Consider the following 17,866-nt stretch of genomic DNA (forward strand, 5'->3'; position numbering starts at 1 on the left):
TGGCGGTGGTGTCGTAGGTCCAGCGTTGGTTGGTGGCGGTGCCGCAGGTGGTGATGGTGGCGGCGGCGCCGGCTGTGGTGCTGGCGGGGGCGAGGCATTTGCCGCGGTTGCGGATGGTGTTGTCGGCTTGGCGGGTCCAGATCTGGTTGGTCGCGCCGGTGCAGTCCCAGAGGATCAGGGCGGTGCCGTCGGTGGTGGCGGCGCCGGGCACGTCGACACAGCGTCCGCTGGCCACTCCCGTGATCGTGCCGTCCCCCGGGGCCGCGGCGGCCGGTGCCGCCCGTGGGGTGAGCTGGACCAGGCAGGTGGCGAGCAGGGCCAGGGCGGCCAGGGTGGCGCCGCTTGCGCGCGCGCGGCGGCGCAGGGTGCGGGTCATGGGGGTGTCCTCTCCGGGAACGGGTCAGGGAGGGGTGGCGCAGAGGTGAGGTGACCTACGGGTACGGCCAGCCGGCGGTGAGGGCCGGCGTCACACCAGCCACTGCTGGTTGGTGGCGGTGGTGCAGGGCCAGAGGATGAGTCTGGTGTTGTTGGCGGTGGCGCCGCCGTTGGCGTCGAGGCAGGTGCCGGTGGCCTGGTTGCGCAGGGTTTTGGCGGTGGTGTCGTAGGTCCAGCGTTGGTTGGTGGCGGTGCCGCAGGTGGTGATGGTGGCGGCGGCGCCGGCTGTGGTGCTGGCGGGGGCGAGGCATTTGCCGCGGTTGCGGATGGTGTTGTCGGCCTGGCGGGTCCAGATCTGGTTGGTCGCTGCGGTGCAGTCCCAGAGGATCAGGGCGGTGCCGTCGGTGGTGGCGGCGCCGGGCACGTCGACACAACGTCCGCTGGCCACCCCGGCGATCGTGCCGGTCGCCGCGTCGGAGACCGCCTGGTAGCGGTGCCCGGCTTCGGCCGTGAACGTCACCCGGTCACCCGTGCGGTTCACCGGCACGGCCTGGTTCGTGGTCAGGTCCACCAGCGACGCGGTCGCCAGCATCGAATTCCGTACGGTGAGGGAGCCGCTGTTGCCTGCGGTCAGCGTGATCCGGCTGGCCAGCCGGTTGCGCCACTCGGTGTCCACAGTGACGTCCCCGCGGGCCCGCAGACCGCTGACCGAGCCGGTGGGCCAGGCCGTCGGCACGGCGGGCAGCACGTCGACGACGCCGTTCTGGCTCTGCAGCAGCATCTCCGCCATTCCGGCGGTGGCCCCGAAGTTGCCGTCGATCTGGAACGGCGGGTGGGTGTCGAACAGGTTGGCGAGGGTGCTGCTCTTGAGCTGCTCGCTGAGCATCTTGTGGGCGTGGTCGCCGTCGAGCAGCCGGGCCCAGAAGTTGATTTTCCAGGCCTTGCTCCAGCCGGTGCCGCCGTCGCCGCGCGCCGTGAGGGAGACCCGGGCGGCGTTGGCGAGAGCGGGGGTGGTCGACGGTGATATCTGCCGCCCCGGGTGCAGGGCGTACAGGTGCGAGACGTGCCGGTGGTCGTTGGTCGGGCTGTCCCAGTCCGCCTTCCACTCCTGCAACTGACCCCAGGAGCCGACCCGCAGGCCGGGGTCGAGCTTGTTCAGCGTGGTCTGCCACTGCCCGCGCAGAGTGGCGTCGACGCCGAGCGTGGCGCTCGCCTCGATGGTGTTGGTGAGCAGGTCCCACACGATCTGCTCGCTCATCGACGCGCCGGCCGAGAAGTCACCCTGCTCGGGTGAGTAGCTGGGCGAGACGACCAGCCTGCCGTCGCGCGGATCGAGGTGCAGGTTGGCCCGCCAGAACTCCGCGGCCTCCTTCATCGCCGGGTACGCCTGGTCGCGGAGGAACGTCGTGTCGCGGGTGAAGCGGTAGTGCTCGTAGAGATGCTGGCACAACCATGCGGCTGCCTCCGGGAACCAGAAGGCGGTGGCCCAGTCCTGGACGCCGGTGAAGCCGTACGGGTTGGTGCTGAGGTGCGTGACCCAACCGGTCGTACCGTAGATGTTCTGCGCGGTGACCCGGCCTGGTGCGCGCAGGGCGTCGATGAGGTCGAACAGCGGCGTGGCGGTCTCCGCCAGGTTCGTGGTCTCCGCCGGCCAGTAGTTCATCTGCACGTTGATGTTGGTGTGGTAGTCGGCCTGCCAGGGCGGGGTGTTGGAGTTGTTCCAGATGCCCTGCAGGTTGGCTGGCAGGGAGCCGCCGCGGGAGGACGAGATGAGCAGGTACCGGCCGAAGGAGAAGTACAGCGACTCCAGGGCGCGGTCCTGGGCTCGTCCAGCGGCACCGGTGTAGGCCGACCGCAGCTCGTCGGTGGGAACGTTCGGCATCTGCCCGCCCACGTTGAGCCGGACGCGGTCGAAGAGACTCTTGTAGTCGGCGAGGTGGGCCGCGCGCAGCGCCGCCACCGTCGAGGCAGCCGCGCCGTCGACCGCCTGGGTGACCTGGGCGTGGGGGTCGGCGCCGCGATAGCTGGGGTAGGTGTCGGCGTACGACGTCGCGGCGGACAGCACGATGAACGCCGAGTCGGCGCCGGTGACGGTGATCCGGTCGGTGCCGTCGGTCCGGGTGCCACCTGTGGTCACCACCCGGTACTGGGTCTCGTGGGTCAGCCCGTTGCCGGGCAGCGCGCCCCGCACGGTGATCCGGCCGTTCGCCACGGTGACGGTGCTGCCGGGCTGGGCCGAGGCGGTACGCAGGACGAAGGAGACCTTGCCGGCCTGGCTGGCCGACAGCCGGGTGACGATCACGTTGCGGGGGTGGCTGGCGAAGTATTCGCGCTGGTAGGACACCCCGCCGTAGGAGTACCCGACGCGAGCGGTGGCCTCGGCGAGATCCAGCTCGCGCCGATAGTCGCTCACGGTGGCCGGGGTGCCGGACATGTCGAGGTACATGTCGGCGAGGTTCTGGTACGAGCCGAATCCGGTCGCCGGCTGGCCGAGTGACGTGGCGACCGCGCCAGGTGCCATCCGTGTTTCCCGGTCGATCTGAGCCTGCACGCCGGTCAGGGCTCCGGGCCGTGGTGACGTCCAGTTGCCGTGGTTGTAGCCGCTGGTGCCGGGACCGCCCGTCCACAGTGTCTTCTCGTTGAGTTGCAGGCGTTCGGTCTGGATGCCACCGAAGACCATGGCGCCGAGCGCACCGTTGCCCAGCGGAAGCGCGTTGCTCTCCCAGTTGGCGGCGGGCTCGTCGTACCAGAGCGCCAGCCCGGGGTCGGCGGCTGCTTCGGCCGGAGCGGAGTTCGCGGACGCGGCGGTCAGGGCCGCGGCCACGAGAAGAGCCGCTGCCGCGGCTCGCAGGATCGTCTGGGTACGGCCGATGACAGGCATAGGGCCTCCTCTATGCCATGGGAGTTAACGTGGGATGTATATTTTTGTCAATGGGTCGTACTGGAAATCCTGGTGAGGTTGCCCGCGATGAAGATCGCGGCCCGAATGGTGGATCGCCAGCCCATCTCGGCCTATTGCCTGAACCATCGACAGCTGTTAGACATCAGATGTCCGAGCTCTCAAACCCGGAAACATCCGATGTATGCGGGGTGGTGTTGGTGAAGCTTCTGCGATCACGGCACCGCGGTGCGGACGTGGCCAGCCGCGCGGCGTCAGCCGCGGTGGGGCCTGCGTGCTGACGGTCGACGCGCACCATCACCTCTGGGGGAACCCGCCCGCCTGCGTCCGGCCCGATGACGACCGGATGCGGTCGGTCCGGCGTCCGTTCACAGTGGCCCAGTGGCAGGCGCAACTGCGCGCGGCCGAGGTCGATCGCTCCATCCTCGTGGAGAGTGGGCGATGCGATGAGGCGGAGTCGGAGGACCTGCTCCGGTGGGCGACCGAGGCGCCGCAGATCGCCGGTGTGGTGCTGTGGGCTGACCTGACCGGTCCCGGCTTGGAGGCCCGCATCGCCAGACACCTCCGGCGCTCCGGTGGCCATCGGGTGGTCGGTGTCCGCGCCCAGATCCAGGCCGAGCCGGATCCGGACCACCTGGATCGCCCGGACGTGCGCCGCGGCCTCCGTGTCGTCGCGGCCGCCGGGCTGGCCTTCGACCTGCTGGTCCGGGTGGACCAGCTGCCCGCCGCGGCGCGGGCCGCCGCGGCGCTGCCGCACGTCCGCTTCGTCCTCGATCATCTCGGCAAACCGGAGATCCGGGCGGGTGCGACCGGGCTGGCCCGGTGGCGCGAGCCGTTCGCGGCGCTCGCCGAGCAGCCCAATGTCACGGCCAAGATGTCCGGCCTGGTGACGGAGGCCGACTGGGTCTCGTGGCGGGCCGACGACCTGCGACCGTTCGTCCGCGAGGCGCTCGACCGTTTCGGGCCGGATCGTTTGATGTTCGGTTCCGACTGGCCACTGTGCCTGCTCGCGGGCAGCTACGGCCGGGTGCGGGCCGCGCTGCACCAGGTGTTGCCGGCGCTGTCCGAGGCGGCCTCACACGCGATCTTCGGAGGCACCGCCGCGCGGGTCTACCGGCTGGCGGTCTGACCCGGCGATCATGGAAACGGGTCCAACCCCGAACATGTGCGGAGGCGGCGATGGCTCTCACCGACGAGGCGATCGGCAAGATCAAGATGATGATCACGTCGGGCGAGCTCGGCCCCGGCGATCGACTGCCGAAGGAGGCGGACCTGGCCCGGCGGCTCGGTCTGTCCCGCAACTCCCTGCGTGAAGCGGTGAAGGCCCTGTCCATCATTCGCATCCTGGATGTCCGCCAGGGTGACGGCACCTACGTCACCAGCCTTGCCCCACAGTTGCTGCTCGACATGCTCAATTTCGTCGTGGACTTCCACCGCGACGACACAGTGCTGGAGTTCCTCGAGGTGCGGCGCATCCTTGAGCCGGCCGCCACGGCGCTGGCCGCGCAGCGGATGGCCGCCGAGGACGTCGCCGGCCTCCAGGCCGTGCTCGACAACCTCGGCGACACCCACGACGTGGAGGCCCTGGTCGCCAACGATCTGCAGTTCCACCGCCTGATCGCCGTCGGCTCCGGAAACACGGTGCTGTGCTCGCTGCTCGACGGGCTCTCCGGGCCCACCACCCGGGCCCGCATCTGGCGCGGTGTCACCCAGCAGGGCGTCATCGCCCGGACCCGGGAGCAGCATCAGGCGATTGTCGACGCGATCACGATCGGGCACGCCGACCTTGCGCGTTCCTGGGCGACAGTGCACATCGCCGGCGTCGAGGAGTGGCTCCGCCGGGCACTGTGACCGACCATGGCCGCTGACCGGCTTGCGGGTCGTACGGCGATGGCGGTGTCGATTCAGGCCCGCACGACGCGGGCGATGCTCGCCCGGATGGGCGCGTAGTGGTCGGCGATGGCGGCTTGCAGGCCGGCCACGTTGCCGGCCGCGATCGCGTCCACGATTGCCCGGTGACGGTGGGCGGTGATCAGCCGGTCCTCCGGCTCGGTGCGCAGCGTGGGAGCGACGATGGCCTGGACCTGCCAGAACGCCTCGGTCAGCTGGAGGATCAGGTCGTTGCCGAGGGGCTCGAGCAACTTCACGTGGAAGGCCCGGTCGACGTCGAGGAAGTCCTTCCCCTGGCCTGCCAGGCTCTCCATCTCGTCGACGAGCGCGGAGAGGGCCACCCGGTGCTCGCCGTCGAGGACGGCGATGACCTGGGCTGCGAGCCCCTGCTCCAGGGTCTGGCGGACATCGACGACCTGCCCCAGCACGTGGTGATCTTCCTCGCCACTCAGGAGACCGCGGAAGGTCAGGCCCTCCACGAGGGCGGCGAGGGACATGCGGCCGACGAACGTGCCGTGACCGTGCCGTACCTCGACGATGTCGAGGGCGGAGAGGATCTTGACGGCCTCGCGCACGCTGGACCGGCTGGCGCCCACGGCGTCACACAGCTCCGCCTCGGTGGGGAGGATGTCTCCCGGCTTGAGGCGATTCCGCAGGATGTACTCCTTGATCTTGGTAGCGACTTCCTGCCGGCGGGGACCTGGGCGCTCCGCACCGCGTAGCGGAGTGGCGTCAATGGTCGTCATCTGGCACTTGCCCTTCCCTCACGAATCTGACACGCTCACCCTATCGGCATCAGATGTCAGACGTCAGACCCCATTATCTTCGAATCCCTCAGCGCGAGCGTCACGCGAGCGCATGAAGAGCCTATGGAGGCAGCTACGTGAGCACCACCGTTAAGCCATCGGGGAGTTGGCGCGTCCCCCCGCGTCGGCTCCGCTCGCTGGCCGTCGCGTCCACTGCGGCAACGCTCGCTCTCGGACTGGTCGCGTGCAGCGGCGGGCCGGCTTCGACCAACGCCGTCGAGGGGGGCGGGGGGAAGACCTCCATCGAGACCACCCTGGCGTTCACCCTCTCCAGCGGGTTCGACCCGGGTAACGCCTCGTCGGCGGTGGCGACCGCGGTCAACCAGCACATCTTCGAGGGTCTGATCGATCTAGACCCAGTCACGCGGGAACCCTACCGTGCTCTCGCGAAGGAAGACCCGGTGGCCAGCGCCGACGGGCTCACCTACACGGTGGCGGTGCGTGACGGCGCGAAGTTCTCCGACGGCACCCCGGTCACCGCCGAGGACGTCGCCTGGTCCTTCACCCGGGTCCTCAAGCCGGCGGACCCCAAGGCCCCGCCGCTGATGCAGGGCTTCGTGTCGTTCATCGACTCGGTGACGGCCAAGGACGCGACGACCGCCGAGTTCAAGCTGAAGTACCCGTTCGCCCTGTTCTCCGAGCGGATCGCCGTCATCAAGATCCTGCCGAAGGCGAAGACCGCGGACGCGGACGCGTCGAAGGCCTTCGACACGGCACCGATCGGCTCCGGCCCCTTCAAGATGGACAGCGCGTCCAAGGAGTCGGGTATCAAGCTCAGCAAGAACCCGAACTACAGCGGGCCCCGTCCGGCCAAGGTCGAGACGATGACCTGGAACACCACCTCTGAGGCCTCCGCGCGGGTGTCGGACCTGCAGGGCGGCCGAGTCCAGGCCATCGAGTCGGTGCCGTACCTGAACGTCGACTCGCTCAAGGACAAGTACACGGTCGACGTGAAGCAGGCCTTCAACCAGGTCTTCCTCATGTTCAACTCGTCGGCGGCGCCGTTCAACGACAAGCGGGTGCGCCAGGCCCTGCACTACGCGATCAACAAGGACGAGGTCATCAAGACCGCGCTCAACGGTTACGGCACGGCGGCGACGAGCTACCTGGACGAGGGCAACAAGGACTACCAGAAGGCCGCCACCGTCTACGACTACAACCTGGAAAAGGCCAAGAGCCTGCTCCAGGAGGCCGGCGTCTCGAACCTGAAGTTCCAGCTCGACACCACGGACAACTCCGCCGTGAAGGATGTCGCCCCGCTGGTCATCGAGCAGTGGAAGAAGATCGGCGTCACCGCCACCCTCAACACCGTGCCGTCCTCGGCCATCTACGGTGACATCGTTCCGAAGGACACCTTCCGGGTCCTGATGGCCACCGGAGACCCCAGCGTCTTCGGCGTCGACACCGACCTGCTGATGCGCTGGTTCTACTACGGCGAGACCTGGCCGGGCCTGCGCTACCGGTGGAACGCCACCGACCGCAAGGCCATGGCCGACCTGCTCGACAAGGCCGCGCAGACCTCCGACGAGGCGGCCCGCAAGGCCCTGTGGAAGCAGGCTCTGGACAAGGTGGCCGACGAGGTCCCCCTGTACCCGATCCTGCACACCAAGGTCGTCACCGCATACGACCCCGCGAAGCTCAGCGACTTCTCGGGCGCGGCGACCACAGGCCTGTACTTCCTGGGCAGCAGCCGAAAGGGCTGAGCCCGCTTCGGGGGCCCGGACCCCGGCCCCTAGCGTCCCGCCCAGCCCTGTCCCTTGGGCTGGGCGGGACGTCCCGGCGGCCCTCGACGAAAGAAAGACACCATGCTGAGCGTTCTGAGCCTGGTCACGCGACGACTCCTGACCCTGATACCCCTGGTGCTGGGCATCACGATCTTCGTCTTCGTGATCATGCAGTTCTCCCCGATCGATCCCGCGTTGTCCGTCCTCGGCGACCAGGCAACCGCCGCGCAGGTGGCCGCGTTCAAGGCCGCCAACGGCCTCGACGACCCGCTGCCCCTGCGGTACCTGCACTTCCTGGGCGACCTGCTCCGGGGCGATCTGGGCATGACCTTCCCGCCGTCCGTCCCGGTCGCCGACAAGATCGCCACCGCGCTGCCGCTGACGATCCAGCTGACGGCCCTCGGCATCGTCGGCGCGCTGATCATCGCGTTGGCCCTCGGCATCCCTGCGGCGCTGTACCGCGATCGCTGGCCCGACCAGGTCATCCGGTTCATCTCGATGGCCGGTATCGCCATGCCGTCGTTCTGGCTGGCCCTCCTGCTCATCCAGGAATTCTCGGTCCGCCGCCCCGTCTTCCCGACCGGCGGGTACGTCAACCCCGGTGACTCGTTCTCGCTCTGGCTCCAGTCGCTCGCCATGCCGGCGCTCGCTCTCGCCGTCCCGGTCGGCTGCTCACTGGCCAGAATCGTGCGGACGTCGATGGTCGAGGAACTCGACAAGGACTACGTGCGCACCGCCATCGGCGCCGGCCTGCCGCCCCGCGTGGTGGTCGGCCGCAACGTGCTGCGCAACGCGCTCGTCAACCCGCTCACCGTGCTGGGCCTGCGGATCGGCTACCTGCTGGGCGGCACTGTCGTCATCGAGGCCATCTTCTCGCTGCCCGGCATGGGCACCCAGATCATGAGCGCGGTGCAGCAGAACGACACCGCCCTCGCGCAGGGAACCGTGCTGACGATCGCCATCTGCTTCGTCGTCGTGAACCTGGTGGTCGACATCCTCTACCTCTTCGCCAACCCTCGACTGCGCGGAGCCCACTGATGCGTCGAACACTCACCGCCCGGCTGTCGGCTCCCGGCATCGCCTTCAAACGGCTCAGCATCACGGCCCGGATCGCACTGAGCTTCGTCCTGCTCATCGTCGTGGTGGGCATCTTCGCGCCGCTGCTCCTGCGGCACGACCCCGCGCAGGCCGGGCTCGGTGCCGCGCTGACCGGCCCGAACGGCGACTACTGGTTCGGCCTGGACAAGCTCGGACGCGACGTGTTCTCACGGCTGGTCGCCGGCACCCGCCGCTCGTTGATCGTGGGCTTCGGCAGCGCCGGCATCGCCCTGGTGGTCGGCGCGATTCTGGGCGCGCTGGCGGGAACCAGCCGGCCCGCGATCGACGAGGTGGTGATGCGGTGCCTCGACGTCGTCATGGCATTCCCCGCCATCGTGCTCTCCGCCCTGCTGATCATCTCCTTCGGCAAGAACAGCCTCGTGGTCCTCGTGGTCGCGATCGGGTTCGTCTTCGTGCCCTCGATCGCGCGCATCGTGCGCGCCAACGTGCTCTCGCAGTACCGGGAGGACTACGTCGCGGCCGAACGGATCATCGGCGCCCGACGACCGCACATCCTCTGGCGGCACATCCTGCGCAACTGCGCCGCCCCGATCCTCGTCTTCGTCACCGTCATGGTGGCCGACGCGATCGTGTTCGAGGCGTCCCTCTCCTTCATCGGTGGCGGGCTCGCGCCCCAGGAGGCGGCCTCCTCGTGGGGTTCGGTGATCGCCTTCGGCAAGGAGATGGTGCAGATCGGTGGCTGGTGGGCCACGTTCTTCCCCGGCCTGCTGATCCTGTTGACCGTGCTCGCCCTGAACGTGCTCTCCGAGGGGATGTCCGACGCCTGGGCCGCCCCGGCGGCGCGGCGTGCCACCGCGACGAAGGTCGGCGACGCGCAGGAGGAGGCGCAGCCCGGCTCCGGTGAGGTGGTGCAGCTGCCCGGCATGGCCGAGGCGGCGCAGCGGCTGCGCGAGCGGGCCCGTCCGCTCCCGGAGGGTGAGCCCGTCCTGGAGGTCCGGAACCTGTCGATCGGGTTCGAGGGGCGCCACCGTGGCGTCGACATCGTCGACGACCTGACCTTCGACGTCCGCCCCGGCGAGGTGATGGGCCTGGTGGGAGAGTCCGGCTCGGGCAAGTCCCTGACCTCGCTCGCCGTGATGGGCCTGCTGCCGCAGGGAGCCCGGGTCCGAGGCGAGGTCCGCTTCGCGGGCACCGACCTGCTGACGATGAGCACCAAACGACGTCGTGCCCTGATGGGCCGCGAGATCGCGATGGTCTACCAGGACGCCCTCTCGGCGTTGAACCCCTCACTGCGCGTCGGCCCCCAGCTCGCCCAGATGATCAGCCGAGGCGGCACCCGGTCGGCCGAGGAGCTGATGGACCTGGTGGGCCTGGACGCACGGCGCACCCTGTCCGCGTACCCGCATGAGCTGTCCGGCGGGCAGCGGCAGCGCGTGGTGATCGCCATGGCGCTGTCCCGGGACCCGCGCCTGATCATCGCCGACGAGCCGACCACCGCGCTCGACGTCACGGTCCAGGCGCAGGTCATGGAGCTGCTGCTGCGGCTGCGCGGCCAGCTCGGCTTCGCGTTGATCCTGGTCAGCCACGACCTGGCGCTGGTCAGCGACGTCGCGGACCGCGTCGTGGTGATGTACGGCGGGCAGATCATCGAGAGCGGCGTCACCGCCGACGTGGTCGGTGCGCCGGCACACCACTACGCCCGGGGTCTTCTCGGCTCCGTCCTCTCCCTTGAGGCCGGTGCGGAGCGGCTCACCCAGATCCGTGGCGTGGTGCCGTCGCCGGCCGACTTCCCGGCGGGATGCCGGTTCGCTGATCGCTGCCCCATGGCGACCGAGGTCTGCCGGACGGAGACGCCCCGCCTGGAGGGCGACTCCAACCACCGGTACGCCTGTCACCACCCGGCCGTCACCGTCAGGGAAGAGGAGCTGGCCCGATGAGTGCGACATCCCCGCGCGACTCGATCGTCGAGCTACGCGACGTGCACGTGGTTCACCGCACCCGCGGTGGCGGCCTGTTCGGCCGCGAGCGGGTGTACGCCCTCACCGGCGCGGACCTGACCGTGCGTACCGGCGAGACCATCGGGGTCGTCGGTGAGTCCGGCTGCGGCAAGTCCACGATGGCCAAGGTGCTGGTGGGCCTCCAGCGGCCGACGAGCGGCAGTGTCGCCTTCGCCGGCAAGGAAGTCTGGTCGATGAACGCGTCGGAACGACGGCAGCACATCGGTGCCGGCGTCGGCATGATCTTCCAGGATCCGGCCACGTCGCTGAACCGGCGCATGCCGGTCCGCGACATCCTGCGCGATCCGCTCGACGTGCACCGCCGCGGCACCCGCAAGCAGCGTGAGGAGCGGGTCAACGAGCTGATGGCACTGGTGGGGCTGCCCCGGTCGGTCGCCGACGTCCTGCCGAGCCAGCTCTCCGGTGGTCAACGCCAGCGGGTGTCCATCGCGCGTGCCCTCGCCCTGGAGCCGGGCCTGGTCATCGCCGACGAGCCCACCAGCGCCCTCGACGTGTCGGTGCGGGCGCAGATCCTCAACCTGCTCCTGGACCTCAAGGAGCGGCTGAACCTGGCCATGGTCTTCGTCTCGCACGACATCCAGACGGTCAAGCGGATCAGTGACCGCGTGGTCACCATGTACCTCGGCCGGATCGTGGAGCAGACACCCGCCGCCGGGCTTCCCGAGGTCGCGCAGCACCCGTACACGCGGGCGCTCTTCTCGGCCACGCCGGGTCTGCTCTCGCCCCTGGATCCCATCCCGCTCGTCGGCCCCGTCCCGCTCGCCACCAAGCCGCCGACCGGATGCCCGTTCCGCACCCGGTGTTGGAAGGCGACCGACGGCTGCGCCATCGAGATGCCGCCGGTCCGGTCGGGCGACGGCGGCGCCGGCTCCCACGAGTTCCGGTGTTACCACCCCGTACCCGCTGGATCCAGCAACACGGAGCTGGTCGAGCTCGCCAGAGCAGCGACCGGCCGCACCACCCCCCTACATCTCGAGGAGACAGCGTGACCACCCCTGCCCCGCGGTTCGCCGGAGTCGTGCCGCCGGTCGTCACCCCATTGACCGAGGAGGGTGCGGTCGACGTCGCCTCCCTGGAGCGGCTCATCGAGCGGATGCTCAGCGCAGGCGTCGACGGCATCTTCGCCCTCGGCAGCTCCGGCGAGACCGTCTTCCTCACCGACAGCCAGCGGGACCAGGCTCTCGAGGTCGTCGTGAAGACCGTCGCGGGCGCCGTACCGGTCATCGCCGGCTGCATCGAGCCGACCACGCGCCGGGTCCTCGACCGGGCCGACGCGTCGACGCGCCTGGGCGTCGACGGCCTGGTGGCCACTGCACCCTTCTACGCCATCGTCGGCCCGCACGAGGTCGAGCGTCACTTCCGGTCGCTCGCCGCGTCGGTCGAGCTTCCCCTGCTGGCGTACGACATCCCCGTCTGCGTGCACACCAAGCTCTCCCCGGGTCTGCTGAGCCAGCTGGCGGTGGAAGGCGTCCTCGCGGGCGTCAAGGACTCCAGCGGCGACGACGTCGCCTTCCGTCAGCTGGTGCTGGCGATCACGGAACGCGCGCCAGACGCCGGGTTCAGCCTGTTGACCGGGCACGAGGTGGTGGTCGACGCGATGATGCTCGCGGGCGCCTCCGGCTCGGTCCCCGGCCTGGCAAACGTGGACCCGGCGGGCTACGTGCGACTGCACCGGGCTTGCGTGAACGGCGACTGGGACACCGCCCGCGTGGAGCAGGACCGACTGACCCGGTTGTTCCGGATCGTCGACGCGGCCGACCCGGCGACGGCGGCGGGGGCGACCCGGGGCGTGGGCGCGTTCAAGACCGCCCTGGCCCTGCTCGGCGTCATCGACAGCAACACCGTGTCACTTCCGATGCGGCCGCTCGACGCCGACGAAACGGCGCGGGTTCGTGCCCAGCTGGAACTGGCGGGGCTGCTCTAGCCATGTCCAAGGTGCGCAAGCCCCCGGTCGTCGACGAGGCGGTAGCCGCGCTCGACATCGGGGGCACCAAGACGGCTGCCGCCCTCGTCACGAGGCAGGGCGAGGTCGTCCACCGGGCCACAGCCCCCACCCCTGGTCGGGCCGGGGCGACCGCCATCCTCGACACCGCGGCCGATCTCGTCGATCGGTTGCGGGCGAGGGCGACGGGGACACGCGTCCGTGCCGTCGGAGTCGGTAGTGCCGGAGTGATCGACCACCGGACGGGCCTGGTGCTCTCGGCCACCGACGCCCTGGCCGGTTGGGCCGGCACGGATCTGCGACGACGACTGCGCGAGCTGCTGGACCTGCCCGTCGCGGTGATCAACGACGTGCACGCGCACGCCCTCGGCGAGACGCGCCACGGGGTGGCCGCCGGCCACCAGACGACGCTCTTTCTCGCGGTCGGCACCGGCATCGGTGCCTCGTTCGTCGTCGACGGCACCGTGCTGGCCGGCGCCCACTCCGCGGCCGGGCACGCCGGCCACCAGCCGTCGCCGTACGCCGGGCAGTTGCCCTGCACCTGCGGCGGGCAGGGACACCTGGAGGCGATCGCGTCCGGGCCCGGCCTCGCCCAGGAGTACGCGCGGCGTACCGGCCAACCGGTCGACGACCTGCGGTCGGTGGCCGCGCGCGCAGCCGACGGCGACGCGACGGCCCGGGAGGTGGTCCTGCTGGGCGGGGCTGCCGTGGGCTCGGCTGTCGGCGGACTGGTCAACATGCTCGATCCCGCTGCCGTCGTCATCGGCGGCGGGGTCGCCGGCCTCGGTGACCTCTGGTGGCAGGCACTTCGGGACGGTGTGCGGCGGGAGACGTTGCCCAGCCTGGTCGACGTGCCCGTGCTGGCCTCGACCCTCGGATCGGACGCCCCACTGCTCGGCGCCGCGTCACTCGCCTGGGAGGGCACCGAATGAACAAGCTGATCGCGCATCTCCGCCACCGCCTCGTCGTCTCCTGCCAGGCGTACCCCGGTGAGCCGATGCGCACCCCGGACACGATGCGCCGGGTCGCCCTCGCCGCCGCCAAGGGCGGTGCCGCCGGCATCCGCGCCCAGGGTGTGGCGGACATCGCGGCCATCCGGGAGGCCGTCGACCTCCCGCTCATCGGGCTGTGGAAGGACGGGGACGACGACGTATTCATCACCCCCACGCTGGAGCACGCGCTGGCCGTGGCACGGGCGGGCGCGCACGTCGTCGCGCTTGACGGCACCGCACGGCCCCGGCCGGACGGCCGAACCCTCGCTGACACCATCGCCGCCGTCCACGAACTGACCGGGGCTCTGGTGATGGCCGACTGCTCCACCCTCGGCGAGGGCATCGCCGCCGCGGCGGCGGGCGCCGATCTGGTCGGCACCACCCTTTCCGGCTACACCGCGTACACCAGCAAGCAGCCCGGCCCCGACCTGGACCTGGTTGCTCAGCTCGCCACCGCGATCGACGTGCCGGTGATCGCGGAGGGTCGGATCCACACCCCGGCCCAGGCGGCGCAGGCGCTGCGGGCCGGGGCGTGGGCGGTGGTGGTGGGCACCGCGATCACCCACCCCAGCACCATCACCGGCTGGTTCGCGTCGGCGATGGCGAACGCCAACCCTGCTGTCACGGAGGCCAAGCTGTGGCTTTGAGCGATCTCACTCTCGCCGAATGCTGGGCGTACCGACCCGATCTGGCTGTTCCGGAGGACCTGGACGCCTTCTGGGAGCGGACACTTCGCGTCGACGAACCGGTGGAGGCGACGTACGAGCCCGTCGACACCGGTCTCACCCAGATCCGCACCTGGTCGGTCACCGTCGCCGGCTACGGCGGCGAGCCGGTGCACGGCTGGCTGCACCTGCCGACGAATGCCACCGGGCCGTTGCCCTGCGTGGTCGAGTATCTCGGGTACGGCCGTGGTCGTGGCCTGCCGCACGAGAAACTGTTCTGGGCCTCGGCGGGCTTCGCGCACCTCATCATGGACACCAGGGGTCAGGGCTGGAGTGCCGCGCCCGGCGACACCGCCGACCCGCACCGCTATCCGGCGGGCACCGTTCCCGGTTTCCTCACCCGGGGGGTCACCAGCCCGGAGGACTTCTACTACCGCAGGCTGATCACCGACGCGGTCCGGTTCGCCCAGGCTGCCCGGGAGCATCCCGCCGTCGACCCCGACCGGGTCGTCGTCACGGGCATCAGCCAGGGCGGTGGCCTCACGCTGGCGGTGGCCGCGCTGTTCCCGGAGGTGGCGGCCGCCATGCCCGACGTGCCCTTCCTGTGTGACTTCCCGCGCGCCGTCCAGGTCGCCGGTCAGGGTCCCTACGGCGAGGTCGCCGAATATCTCGCGCTTCACCGGGGTCAGAGCAGCCAGGTTTTCCGTACGTTGTCGTACGTCGACGCCGCCGTGCTCGCACCCGGCGCGACAGCGCCCGCGCTGTTCTCCATCGCGATGATGGACCAGATCTGCCCGCCCTCGACCTGCTTCGCCGCCTACCACCGCTACGGCGGTGACAAGGAGGTGCGCGTGTACGAGTTCAACGACCACGAAGGTGGCGAGGCGCACCACCAGCTCGAACAGCTCGCCTGGCTGCACAAGCTCTTCGGCCGCTGAGGACAGGGCCGACGCCTGGCGTCAGCGCGGCTCCCAGGCGTCGGGCAACGCGGTGAGCTTGCGGACGTGGGCGGGCAGCCGACCGCTGACGATCTCGGCGAGGCTCACCTCGTCGACGACCCGCCGCACGGCGGCGCGCACCGCCACCCACAGGCCGGGCAGGTTTTCCGCCGAACCCTCGTACCGGGTCTCCTCGGGGCGCAGCCCGCGTACGCCGGCGAGCGGGCCCTCGACGGCCCGCAGCACCGCGCCGACGGTCACCTCGCGCGGCGGTCGGGCCAGCGTGTAGCCGCCCTCGGCGCCGCGCTGGGCGCGCACGATTCCGGCCCGGCGCAGATCCGCCAGGACCGCCTCCAGGAACTTGCGAGGCATGTCCTGCTCTGCGGCGATGGCCTGGGTGGACAGCAGCGAGGGGTACGCGGTGGCGAGGCTCAGCGCTGCCCGTACCGCGTAGTCGCCGCGCGCGGAGATCTGCACAGTGTCATCATGCCCGCCCGGTGCCGTTGGCCGGTGTGGTGGGCGACCCGGGTCGCGTGGTGTGAGAACCGTTGGCGGATCCGCCCGCGCGGAAACCGCCGCCGTCGGCGCCCGTCGGCTCGGTCGGCGGCCGGGGCCGGATCACCCGGGCGGCCGGTTGGTCGCGCGCGGCCCGGAACGCACCGGGGCTGACGCCGACCTCCCGGGTGAAGAAGCGACCGAAGTTCGTGGGCTCGGAGAAGCCGAGGTGCCGGCCGATCTGGGCGATCGGCTGGTCGGTCGCGGCGAGGAGTCGGCCGGCCTGCAACGCGACGCGCTCGTCGATGACCTGCTTGGCGCTGCGACCGGTGACGGCCAGGCAGGCCCGGGTCAGGGTCCGCACCGAGCAGCGGAGCTCGGCCGCGTAATCCTCCACCCGGCGGGTGTGCGCGTAGCTGTGCTCCACCTCCCGACAGAACCGGTGGAACGTCTCGTCCTCGGGGCGGGGCGTCGACCGGTCGGCACTGCCCAGGGCCAGCCGCAGCAGCAGTACGGCCAGTTGGTGGCGGAGCAGCGCGCGGGCGGCGACGGTGTCGGGGTGCCGCTGGCAGTCCACCACCAGTTGGCTCACCTCGGTGATCACCGCGTCCTCGTCCTCGCCGGCCAACTGCCGCCAGGTCACCGGTGTGTCCAGGTCGACGTCGAAGCCGCGCAGCGCCTCCGGGTCCCAGGCGACCACTGTCGCGTCGAACTGCGGACCGGAGCAGCGAAGCACCTGGCCGGCGCGGACCCGCAGCAGTGTGCCGGGCCGACAGGGCAACGGGTGGAAGTCGGGTTCGGCGTCGCCGTGCCCACGCGTGGTGAGGATCAGCAGCTCCCGCTCGACGATCACGGGCCGACGCCAGCGCGGGTCAGGGGAGAGGTCGGCCAACGCGAACGTGGCTATCTCGTCGGGGACGGGTGACGCCGTTCCGATCGGTGGCGCGGGGGAGGGACCGGTGGAGACCATCGCCTGCGACGGTAGCCCGAACCGCAGGTCACCGCATCCCGATCGACGCGCGCAGCGAAGTTGGCGCGTCGATGCGGGCTTGTCGCGATCGTCGTGGCCGGGCTACGTTACCCGGCGGTAGCGCCGTCCGGTCCGCGGTCCGCCCGGCGCACCGCCGGCCGCCTACCCGGCCGGCGGCCTCCGCCGACTCGCGATGGGATGGGCATGACGCAGCTGTTCTCGGTCGAAGGCAAGACGGTCCTGGTCACCGGTGGTTCGCGGGGGATCGGTCTGATGATCGCCCAGGGGTTCGTCCGGGCCGGCGCCCATGTGATCATCTCGTCCCGCAAGGCGGACGTCTGTGAGGCGGTCGCCAAGGAACTCTCCGCCGAGGGCCGCTGCGAGGCCATCCCCGCCGACCTGGGCGACGACAGCGGCGCCGAGGCGCTGGCCGCCGCCGTACGCGAGCGCTTCGGTCGCCTCGACGTGCTGGTCAACAACGCCGGCGCCACCTGGGGCGCGCCGCTGGAGGGCTACCCGGAGGCGGCGTTCGACAAGCTCTGGGCGGTCAACGTCAAGGCCGTCTTCCGGCTCACCACCGCGCTGCTGCCGGCGCTACGCGCCGCCGCCAGCGCCGACGACCCGGCCCGCGTGATCAACATCGGGTCGATCGACGGCATCCGGGTGCCGTGGATGGAGGTGTACGCGTACTCGGCCACGAAGGCCGCAGTGCACATGCTCACCCGCAGCCTGGCCCACCAACTGGCCAGCGAGCAGATCACCGTCAACGCAATCGCGCCCGGCCCGTTCGAGAGCAAGATGATGGCGTTCGCACTCGACGACCCGGAGAGCCGGGCCGCCATCGAGCAGCAGGTGCCGCTGGGCCGCATCGGCCGCCCCGAGGACATGGCCGGCACCGCCATCTACCTGTCGTCGCGCGCCGGCGGGTACCTCACCGGCGCCGTCATCCCCGTCGACGGCGGCATCACCACGCACGGCTGAGCACCGGCTGACCCGGGTCGGGCTGCCCGCGTACACCTTCGGGTGTGTGCCGGGGCCGCGCGGACTCGGCAGATCCGCGCGGCCCCGGTGTGGCCGGTGTTGCCCGTTCGGG

16 protein-coding genes are annotated in these 17,866 nt (G+C 70.7%); 11 read left to right on the forward strand and 5 right to left on the reverse strand.

Annotated features, from left to right (window positions below; all coding sequences use genetic code 11):
* Both KBX46_RS17710 and KBX46_RS17715 read right to left on the reverse strand, forming a co-directional pair.
* The coding region (locus KBX46_RS17710; RefSeq protein ID WP_210793296.1) for a ricin-type beta-trefoil lectin domain protein at positions 1 to 376 on the reverse strand (376 nt) is incomplete at its 3' end.
* A gap of 90 nt (positions 377 to 466) precedes the next feature.
* A complete protein-coding gene (locus tag KBX46_RS17715) occupies positions 467 to 3,256 on the reverse strand; it encodes a glycoside hydrolase N-terminal domain-containing protein (protein ID WP_210793297.1) in 2,790 nt (929 codons plus the stop codon).
* Positions 3,257 to 3,548: 292 nt separating this feature from the next.
* Here KBX46_RS17715 and KBX46_RS17720 point away from each other — a divergent pair, with 292 nt between their 5' ends.
* Together KBX46_RS17720 and KBX46_RS17725 are read left to right on the forward strand one after the other, a co-directional pair.
* A complete protein-coding gene (locus KBX46_RS17720) occupies positions 3,549 to 4,403 on the forward strand; it encodes an amidohydrolase family protein (RefSeq protein WP_308159570.1) in 855 nt (284 codons plus the stop codon).
* A gap of 50 nt (positions 4,404 to 4,453) precedes the next feature.
* Entirely contained in the window at positions 4,454 to 5,125 is a 672-nt protein-coding gene (locus KBX46_RS17725) for a FadR/GntR family transcriptional regulator (protein WP_210793299.1), read from the forward strand.
* 53 nt (positions 5,126 to 5,178) lie between these two features.
* Here KBX46_RS17725 and KBX46_RS17730 read toward each other — a convergent pair whose 3' ends face one another.
* Positions 5,179 to 5,910, reverse strand: coding sequence for a FadR/GntR family transcriptional regulator (locus KBX46_RS17730; protein WP_210793300.1), 732 nt, complete (start codon positions 5,908 to 5,910; stop codon positions 5,179 to 5,181).
* A 137-nt stretch (positions 5,911 to 6,047) separates the two neighbouring features.
* Here KBX46_RS17730 and KBX46_RS17735 point away from each other — a divergent pair, with 137 nt between their 5' ends.
* The 8 genes from KBX46_RS17735 (at position 6,048) to KBX46_RS17770 (ending at position 15,308) form a co-directional block, all read left to right on the forward strand.
* Positions 6,048 to 7,673, forward strand: a complete 1,626-nt coding sequence (locus tag KBX46_RS17735; protein WP_088946960.1) for an ABC transporter substrate-binding protein — start codon at positions 6,048 to 6,050, stop codon at positions 7,671 to 7,673.
* Positions 7,674 to 7,775: 102 nt separating this feature from the next.
* Positions 7,776 to 8,732, forward strand: a complete 957-nt coding sequence (locus tag KBX46_RS17740) for an ABC transporter permease (RefSeq protein ID WP_210793301.1) — start codon at positions 7,776 to 7,778, stop codon at positions 8,730 to 8,732.
* Positions 8,732 to 10,690: a dipeptide/oligopeptide/nickel ABC transporter permease/ATP-binding protein gene (locus KBX46_RS17745; protein ID WP_210793302.1), complete on the forward strand. Its 1,959-nt coding sequence runs from the start codon at positions 8,732 to 8,734 to the stop codon at positions 10,688 to 10,690. Before KBX46_RS17740 ends, KBX46_RS17745 begins: the two co-directional genes overlap by 1 nt.
* Positions 10,687 to 11,760: an ABC transporter ATP-binding protein gene (locus KBX46_RS17750; RefSeq protein WP_210793303.1), complete on the forward strand. Its 1,074-nt coding sequence runs from the start codon at positions 10,687 to 10,689 to the stop codon at positions 11,758 to 11,760. The genes KBX46_RS17745 and KBX46_RS17750 overlap by 4 nt, the downstream gene beginning before the upstream one ends.
* On the forward strand, positions 11,757 to 12,695 hold the full coding sequence (locus tag KBX46_RS17755) for a dihydrodipicolinate synthase family protein (RefSeq protein ID WP_210793304.1): 939 nt from the start codon (positions 11,757 to 11,759) through the stop codon (positions 12,693 to 12,695). The genes KBX46_RS17750 and KBX46_RS17755 overlap by 4 nt, the downstream gene beginning before the upstream one ends.
* A 2-nt stretch (positions 12,696 to 12,697) precedes the next feature.
* Entirely contained in the window at positions 12,698 to 13,645 is a 948-nt protein-coding gene (locus KBX46_RS17760; RefSeq protein WP_210793305.1) for an ROK family protein, read from the forward strand.
* Complete coding sequence (locus KBX46_RS17765; RefSeq protein WP_210793306.1) at positions 13,642 to 14,352, forward strand: N-acetylmannosamine-6-phosphate 2-epimerase; 711 nt, start codon at positions 13,642 to 13,644, stop codon at positions 14,350 to 14,352. The genes KBX46_RS17760 and KBX46_RS17765 overlap by 4 nt, the downstream gene beginning before the upstream one ends.
* A complete protein-coding gene (locus KBX46_RS17770; protein WP_210793307.1) occupies positions 14,343 to 15,308 on the forward strand; it encodes an acetylxylan esterase in 966 nt (321 codons plus the stop codon). The genes KBX46_RS17765 and KBX46_RS17770 overlap by 10 nt, the downstream gene beginning before the upstream one ends.
* A gap of 21 nt (positions 15,309 to 15,329) precedes the next feature.
* Here the strand turns inward: KBX46_RS17770 and KBX46_RS17775 are convergent, their stop codons facing one another.
* Positions 15,330 to 15,785: an Rrf2 family transcriptional regulator gene (locus tag KBX46_RS17775; RefSeq protein ID WP_030333674.1), complete on the reverse strand. Its 456-nt coding sequence runs from the start codon at positions 15,783 to 15,785 to the stop codon at positions 15,330 to 15,332.
* Positions 15,786 to 15,792: 7 nt separating this feature from the next.
* Positions 15,793 to 16,773: an AraC family transcriptional regulator gene (locus tag KBX46_RS17780; RefSeq protein WP_210793308.1), complete on the reverse strand. Its 981-nt coding sequence runs from the start codon at positions 16,771 to 16,773 to the stop codon at positions 15,793 to 15,795.
* A gap of 204 nt (positions 16,774 to 16,977) precedes the next feature.
* Between KBX46_RS17780 and KBX46_RS17785 the strand changes: the two genes are divergently transcribed.
* Positions 16,978 to 17,754: a glucose 1-dehydrogenase gene (locus tag KBX46_RS17785; RefSeq protein ID WP_210793309.1), complete on the forward strand. Its 777-nt coding sequence runs from the start codon at positions 16,978 to 16,980 to the stop codon at positions 17,752 to 17,754.
* Positions 17,755 to 17,866 lie beyond the last annotated feature (112 nt).

Origin of the sequence: Micromonospora sp. C81, from assembly GCF_018070425.1 — a bacterium.
In the GTDB taxonomy this organism is placed as follows: Bacteria; Actinomycetota; Actinomycetes; order Mycobacteriales; family Micromonosporaceae; genus Micromonospora; species Micromonospora zamorensis.

What these genes read in the sequence shown, in the direction of transcription:
- KBX46_RS17715 (WP_210793297.1), bottom strand. Translation starts at nt 3,256, where the DNA reads ATGCCTGTCATCGGCCGTACCCAGACGATCCTGCGAGCCGCGGCAGCG.
- KBX46_RS17725 (WP_210793299.1), top strand. Translation starts at nt 4,454, where the DNA reads ATGGCTCTCACCGACGAGGCGATCGGCAAGATCAAGATGATGATCACG.
- KBX46_RS17730 (WP_210793300.1), bottom strand. Translation starts at nt 5,910, where the DNA reads ATGACGACCATTGACGCCACTCCGCTACGCGGTGCGGAGCGCCCAGGT.
- KBX46_RS17740 (WP_210793301.1), top strand. Translation starts at nt 7,776, where the DNA reads ATGCTGAGCGTTCTGAGCCTGGTCACGCGACGACTCCTGACCCTGATA.
- KBX46_RS17745 (WP_210793302.1), top strand. Translation starts at nt 8,732, where the DNA reads ATGCGTCGAACACTCACCGCCCGGCTGTCGGCTCCCGGCATCGCCTTC.
- KBX46_RS17750 (WP_210793303.1), top strand. Translation starts at nt 10,687, where the DNA reads ATGAGTGCGACATCCCCGCGCGACTCGATCGTCGAGCTACGCGACGTG.
- KBX46_RS17760 (WP_210793305.1), top strand. Translation starts at nt 12,698, where the DNA reads ATGTCCAAGGTGCGCAAGCCCCCGGTCGTCGACGAGGCGGTAGCCGCG.
- KBX46_RS17765 (WP_210793306.1), top strand. Translation starts at nt 13,642, where the DNA reads ATGAACAAGCTGATCGCGCATCTCCGCCACCGCCTCGTCGTCTCCTGC.
- KBX46_RS17780 (WP_210793308.1), bottom strand. Translation starts at nt 16,773, where the DNA reads ATGGTCTCCACCGGTCCCTCCCCCGCGCCACCGATCGGAACGGCGTCA.
- KBX46_RS17785 (WP_210793309.1), top strand. Translation starts at nt 16,978, where the DNA reads ATGACGCAGCTGTTCTCGGTCGAAGGCAAGACGGTCCTGGTCACCGGT.